Raw genomic sequence first — 6,420 nt, forward strand, 5'->3', positions numbered from 1 at the left:
ATCGCCGCCCGCCGCCTCAGATGCCGCCCATGCAGAGGTACTTCATTTCAAGATAGTCTTTGAGGCCGTGGCGGGAACCTTCCCGCCCGATGCCGGACTGTTTTATCCCACCAAAAGGCGCGGCTTCTGAGGACATGCGTCCTGTGTTGATCCCCACCATGCCATATTCCAGCGCCTCGGCCACACGCCAGACACGCTTCAGGTTTGAAGCATAGAAGTAGGCGGCGAGGCCGTATATCGTATCGTTGGCCTCACGCACGGCCTGATCAGCATCCTCGAAGCGGATAATCGGCGCCAAGGGTCCAAAGGTCTCTTCTTGCGCCACGATCATTTCCCTTGCGACGTTGCTGAGGATCGTCGGCTGGAAAAAGTTGCCATCGCTGCCGATCCGGCCGCCGCCACATCGGATCGCGCCACCTTTGGCCAAGGCATCGGCAATGTGAAGTTCGATCTTGGCCAGTGCATGCCCGTCGATCAGCGGACCGATGGCGGCACCTGGATCGAAGCCGTCGCCGACCTGAAGCTCACGGACACGCTCCACGAATTTGGCGACGAATTCGTCATGAACGCCCGACTGGACGTAAAGCCGGTTGGCGGAAACGCAGGTCTGGCCGGCATTGCGAAACTTGGCCTGGATCGCACCGTCGACAGCATCGACGTCGGCATCATCAAAGACAATGAAAGGCGCATTGCCACCCAACTCTAGACCGACTTTCTTTATCTGGTCCGAGCACTGGCGCATGAGCAATCGGCCGACCTCGGTCGAACCGGTGAAACTGATCTTGCGGACCTTGGGGTTGGAGCAGAGTTCGCGGCCGACCGTATTGCCTTCGGAGGCGTAGATGAGGTTGACGACGCCTTCGGGAAAGCCGGCAAGATGGGCCAGAGCAAACATTGCACCTGCCACGAGGGGCGTCTGTTCAGCAGGTTTGAGCACGATGGTGCAGCCGGCGGCGAGAGCCGGCGAGATCTTGCGCGCAACCATTGAAGCCGGAAAGTTCCAGGGCGTGATCGTTCCAACGACGCCGATCGGCTGTTTGATCACCAGCATGCGACGGTCTGTAGAGGGCGGCGAGATCGTCTCACCATAGATGCGATTAGCCTCTTCGGCGTACCATTGCAGATATGCGGCCGCATGCGCCACCTCAGACTTCGCTTCGGCTAGCGGCTTGCCCATCTCCGCAGTGAGGATCGCTGCAAGATCGTCGGTGTGGTCGACGATCAGTTGGTGCCAACGCCAGAGGATGTCGCTGCGCTCGCGCGCGGTCAGTGCGGCCCATTCAGGTTGCGCCACATAAGCTTTGTCAATCGCCGCGCGCGTCTCCTCGACACCCATGTCGGGCAGTTCCGCCAGCACTTCGCCGGTCGAAGGATTTAGTACCTCGAAGGTCCGCTCACTTACCAGCATGCCAAGAGCCGGCACCCGGTCAATGGCTCCGAACAGCTCGCGCGTTTTCAGGTGGCGAAGCATTGGCTTGTACAAGGGCAACGCGAATCCTCCTCGATGCAATTGGCGTGTCACACGACTTTTTGGATTATCCGCTGGCCTATGGTTTCGCATAGGGCCTCAGTGAGGGGCCACTAGACCCACTCGAATCCACTCAGCCGAAACTGATGTCAGTTGTGCGAAACAGTCCGACCATTTCTCGAAACAAGGAGATCGAATCCATGTCGTTGCTCGCGCACTGGAGGGCCGCCGCGCTGTCAGATATTCCAACTGGTTTTTGCAGTCCAACCGCCCGTGAACGCGCTGGAGCACTGCGCGTCTTTTTTGCGGAAATAGAAGTGCCGAGGTCAGATTTGAAGCTGCCGCAGCGCTCAGTTCAGCAGGGCTATCCCTGATCTATGGCCTTGCTTTGATGGTGGGAGCGCTCTTTGCGGACCATGTCGTACGACTCGATATACGCCATCTCCAGAAGGTATCCTAGGAACTGCAGCCTGTGAGACCCCGCGATCTGATTCAGCTCGCTGAGCATTGCGCTGATGAAGGCAAGCGCCTTGGCCCGGTCGGATTTCAGTCCCTTGTCGATCATCGTACGTCTCCCACCCTGCATAGATTGCTCCTGAAATTGAGCACGCTCTCATCAGTTTAGATGTTTTTGGATGCATGCTTCGACCGGCACATCCATGCCGATGTCGAGGATGGGCGCGCTATGCGTAAGCCAGCCAACAGAAATGAGGTCGACCCCCGTTGCCGCGATGGCTGGTGCCGTTGCCGGCGTTATGCGCCCCGAGGCCTCGGTGGTCGCGCGGCCGTCGACCATTGCGACCGCCCGGGTGAGTTGCTTGACGGACATATTGTCCAGCAGTACGGCGTCGACCCCGGCGGCTAGTGCGATCTCGAGCTGGTCGAGCGTGTCGACCTCGACCTCGACCTTGACCATATGCCCGACGGCGGCGCGCGCGCGCTCAATGGCCGTGCGGATGTCGCCGGCAATGGCGATGTGATTGTCCTTGATGAGCACCGCATCATCCAGCCCGAAGCGGTGGTTGGCGCCGCCGCCGGCGCGCACGGCGTATTTTTCCAGCGCGCGGAGGCCGGGCGTCGTCTTTCGCGTGCAGACGATCCGTGCTTTCTGACCGCGCACCGCCTCGACGATCTCGGCCGTTGCCGTCGCAATGCCGCTGAGATGGCAGAGAAAATTGAGCGCTGTACGCTCGGCCGCAAGCATTCCACGCGCCGGTCCACTCACCCTTGCAATGGTCTCACCAGCCGCGATCCTGCTGCCGTCCAGACGTCCAAAACGAATGTCGATCGACGGATCAACAAGCATGAACGCGTAGGCTACCAGATCAAGACCGGCAACAACGCCAGACTGCCTGGCTCTGAACGCAAAGGTGGCCTTGCAGTCAAAGGGCACAATGGCATCGCTCGTGAGATCGCCGGCTTTTCCCAGATCCTCCAGAAGAGCGCTACGCACGATCGGCTCGATTACGATACCGGGAAGAGGTGGAGGTGACGTCATCAGGCACTCCGTTCCGCGGGCCGCAGACTAAGTTCGGCCGCAACCGTCATTGCTGAGGCGAAGGTCAAGCGCGAAGACCGGGCCTGCGCCCTGCGTGTGGGGAGGTCCGACCTGTAATGCGAGCCGCGGCTTTCCTCGCGTCGAAGCGCTGCAATGGCGATCATCAGCGCGATCAAGGCGGGATCGGAAGCGCCAGTGTTGCGAACCGCGATCGGCAGCAGCGTTTCCACGGTGTCGGATAGTGCTTGCCCGTCCCGTATAACACCGAGCCCATTAGAGACCGCGTGGCGAACGGAGGAGGGGTCGGGCCGCGGGGGTGACGTTGCGACAAGCCTTGGCCACTGCCAGCCTGCAGGAGCGGCAGCTACGCTTTGCGCGACCCACAACGAGGTCGTCACGGCCTCGGTCAGCGAGTTGCTGGCAAGCCGGTTCGCCCCGTGCAGACCGGTGCAGGCAACCTCACCGCAAGCCCACAAGCCCGGCACCGTGCTGCGGCCCGCGGCATCCACGGCCACGCCGCCCATGTGATAATGTGCCGCCGGGCGCACCGGGATGGGCTCGACTGCCGGATCGATTCCGGCGTCCCGGCAATGCCGGGTCACAGCTGGGAAGCGCTTGGCGAACTTCTGGCCGAGGGACTGCCGGGCATCAAGGTAAACACGATGTCCGGTGCCAAGCTGCTGCCATACGGCCCGTGCCACGACGTCGCGCGATGCCAGCTCGCCGCCAGGCGTATCGCATAGAAAGCGGTGCCCGCACTCGTCGATCAGGACTGCGCCTTCGCCGCGGACCGCTTCGCTCACCAACGGCATAGGCCGATGCGAAACGTCGAGCGCCGTCGGGTGGAACTGGATGAATTCCAGATCGGCGAGTTCTGCACCGGCGCATGCGGCGAGCGCCAGGCCGTGCCCGAATGAGCCGGCCGGATTGGTCGTGTCTCTGAACAGGGCGCCGATACCGCCGCTCGCAAGAACCACGCGGCGCGTCGGAAATATAATCGCCTGTCCACCTTTTGCCGCCACAACGCCGCTGACCGCACCATTTTCCACAATGAGCCGGCGGGCTTCCATGCCTTCCAGAATTGTGATCGAAGGCGTTCGCCTCACAGCGATGATGAGCGCGCGTACAAGCTCGCGGCCCGTAGAGTCACCCCCGGCATGGACGATCCGGCGACGGGAATGCGCTGCCTCGAGCCCGAGCCGCAGTGTCCCGTCCCACGAGCAGTCGAAGGCGACGCCCAAGTCCATCAAATTCTCGATGGCTCGGTCCGCCGCATTCGCAACGCGTCTGACCACACTTTCGTCGCAGAGGCCATCACCTGCAGCAAGCGTGTCTGCAAGATGGAGGTCTGGACTGTCGTCAGCGCCGAGGCTTGCCGCCAGCCCGCCTTGCGCCAGCATGCTGGCGGCCTCGGTCCCGAGCCGCGTCGGGGACAGAAGGTAAACGGGATGCGGCGCCAGATGAAGCGCGGTCATCAGCCCGGCAACGCCAGCGCCGATGATCACGGGCGCTCCCCTGATGTCGCCGACCTCTGGCGTCATACGGCAAGCATCCGCTCGACCGCACGCCGAGCACCATCAATCACTCGAGCATCGATGGTCACGATGTGGCGGGTTTCTTGCAGCGCCGTGCGAATGTTGGCGAGCGTGATACGCTTCATGTGCGGACAGAGATTGCAGGGGCGCACGAACTCGACGTCGGGGTGCTCGATGGCGACGTTGTCGCTCATCGAGCATTCGGTCATCAACACGACGCGCGCAGGCTTGTGCCGTCCGACATAGTCCGACATCGCTGCGGTCGAGCCGGCGAAATCCGCAACCGCGACAACTTCCGGCGGGCATTCGGGATGGGCAAGCACGGTAACGCCAGGGTAGGCATCGCGCAGCTCGCGAATGTCGGCTGGCGTGAAGCGCTCATGCACCTCGCAATGGCCCGTCCAGGCGATGATCTCGACCGAAGTCTGTGCCGCGATGTTCCTGGCCAGGTATTCGTCGGGCAGCATGATCGCCCGCTCAACGCCAAGCGACTCCACCACAGCCAAAGCGTTGCCGGAGGTGCAGCAGATGTCCGACTCGGCCTTCACGGCGGCGGACGTGTTGACGTAGGTCACGACCGGCACGCCAGGGTAGCGTTGCCGCATCAGCCGCACGTCGTCCGCCGTGATTGAGTCGGCCAGCGAGCAGCCCGCGCTGAGATCCGGAATGAGCACCGTCTTGTCCGGATTGAGGAGCTTCGCCGTCTCAGCCATGAAATGCACGCCGGCGAGCACGATGATGTCCGCATCGACGGTCATTGCCTTGCGGGCCAGCGCCAGGCTGTCGCCGACGATGTCGGCGACGCAGTGGAAAATCTCGGGGGTTTGATAGTTGTGGGCCAGGATGACGGCGTTGCGCTCGTGCTTGAGCTCGAGAATAGCCTCGACGTCATCGCTGAAAGCCGCCCATTCCACTGGGGGATGATGCGCTGGACGCGCTGATACAGGGACGCGGCCGAAGGTATCGTCCCGCTCACCGGCGCCTCCCGTTTATAATCCATTCGACTATAAGGGGTATATATCTAGGTTGACTATAAGCGTGTCAACCCCGGGCCAGAGGCAATTTTGTCCCCGCAACGGCAGTTTCGTCCAGCACGACATGGCGAAACTGATAGAGCTTGGCCGGGCGCCCGCCCGTATCCAGAGACGTCTCGCCAGTCTCCTCGACCAGTTCTTGCTGCTCGATGAGCCGGCGAAAGTTAGGCTTGTTGATCAGCCGGCCTGCCAGGGCTTCCACGGTCCGTTGCAGCTGCAGCAGCGTAAACACCGGCGGCATCAGCTCGAAGACGACTGGCCGGTATTTGATCTTCGAGCGCAAGCGCGCAAGGCCCGTGGCCAGGATGCGGCGATGGTCAGCAACCATCGTTGTCCCGGCTGTTGAGTCGGATGCGATCGACCATTCGTCGCGGGTGGCCTCTGCCACCAGACCCGCCTCGTAAAGCAGCTCATAGCGCTGGAGCGCCAACTCTTCATTCCAGGGCCGGTCCTCGAACGCGAAAGCAATGGCAGCCCGCCGCCGTCGCTCACTGCGCGTCGCAGTTTGCTTGGCATCGGCCGCCCAGGCAAGCAGACGCGGCTTCAAAACATCCGCAATCAGTTTCGGTGTTCCGAGGCGGTGGTCCTCCCACGGAAAATAATCGTACCAGCTCCGCCAGGCACAGGCGGATGCGCCGGTGGCATGTTCCTTCCGGGTCAAAGCGAGATAGCTGATGGAAATGACGCGCTGCTGGCGCCCGTCGGCGCGGTCGCCATCAGCGAACGTATAGAGCTGCTCAATATAGCCGAGGGGATGACCAGTCTGCTGCTCGACCCACGCCCTAAGACCCGACTGCAGCGATCGATGCTCCAGCGCGAACGGCCCCGAGGGCAGGCAATCCCCCTGCCCGATGGTGAGAACCGCTGGTTCACCGTCATTGACGG

Annotated in this window: 6 protein-coding genes and 1 pseudogene; 1 reads left to right on the top strand and 6 read right to left on the bottom strand. The window is 62.1% G+C overall.

The annotated features are described in order from the left end of the window. Positions 1-16 precede the first annotated feature (16 nt). A complete protein-coding gene (locus NKI73_RS33255) occupies positions 17-1,489 on the bottom strand; it encodes an NAD-dependent succinate-semialdehyde dehydrogenase (RefSeq protein ID WP_352636260.1) in 1,473 nt (490 codons plus the stop codon). A gap of 179 nt (positions 1,490-1,668) precedes the next feature. On the opposite strand from NKI73_RS33255, the gene NKI73_RS33260 reads away from it, so the two are divergent. After that, positions 1,669-1,842 (top strand): hypothetical protein, encoded by a 174-nt coding sequence (locus tag NKI73_RS33260; protein ID WP_352636262.1) that lies wholly within the window; start codon positions 1,669-1,671, stop codon positions 1,840-1,842. Here the strand turns inward: NKI73_RS33260 and NKI73_RS33265 are convergent. The 5 genes and pseudogenes from NKI73_RS33265 to NKI73_RS33285 all read right to left on the bottom strand — a co-directional run. Beyond that, complete coding sequence (locus NKI73_RS33265) at positions 1,833-2,033, bottom strand: hypothetical protein (protein WP_352636263.1); 201 nt, start codon at positions 2,031-2,033, stop codon at positions 1,833-1,835. The genes NKI73_RS33260 and NKI73_RS33265 overlap by 10 nt on opposite strands. A gap of 51 nt (positions 2,034-2,084) precedes the next feature. Continuing rightward, positions 2,085-2,966 carry a carboxylating nicotinate-nucleotide diphosphorylase gene (gene nadC, locus NKI73_RS33270; protein WP_352636265.1) on the bottom strand — a complete coding sequence of 294 codons (882 nt, stop codon included), beginning with the start codon at positions 2,964-2,966 and terminating at the stop codon, positions 2,085-2,087. Then, positions 2,966-4,507 (bottom strand): L-aspartate oxidase, encoded by a 1,542-nt coding sequence (locus NKI73_RS33275; protein ID WP_352636267.1) that lies wholly within the window; start codon positions 4,505-4,507, stop codon positions 2,966-2,968. Before NKI73_RS33275 ends, nadC begins: the two co-directional genes overlap by 1 nt. Beyond that, positions 4,504-5,477: pseudogene (gene nadA / locus NKI73_RS33280) on the bottom strand (quinolinate synthase NadA). Before nadA ends, NKI73_RS33275 begins: the two are co-directional and overlap by 4 nt. 65 nt (positions 5,478-5,542) lie before the next feature. Next, positions 5,543-6,420: NUDIX hydrolase (locus tag NKI73_RS33285; RefSeq protein WP_352636268.1), on the bottom strand; the 878-nt coding region annotated here is incomplete at its 5' end.

Origin of the sequence: Mesorhizobium sp. M0496, assembly GCF_040321205.1 — a bacterium.
Lineage (GTDB): Bacteria > Pseudomonadota > Alphaproteobacteria > Rhizobiales > Rhizobiaceae > Mesorhizobium.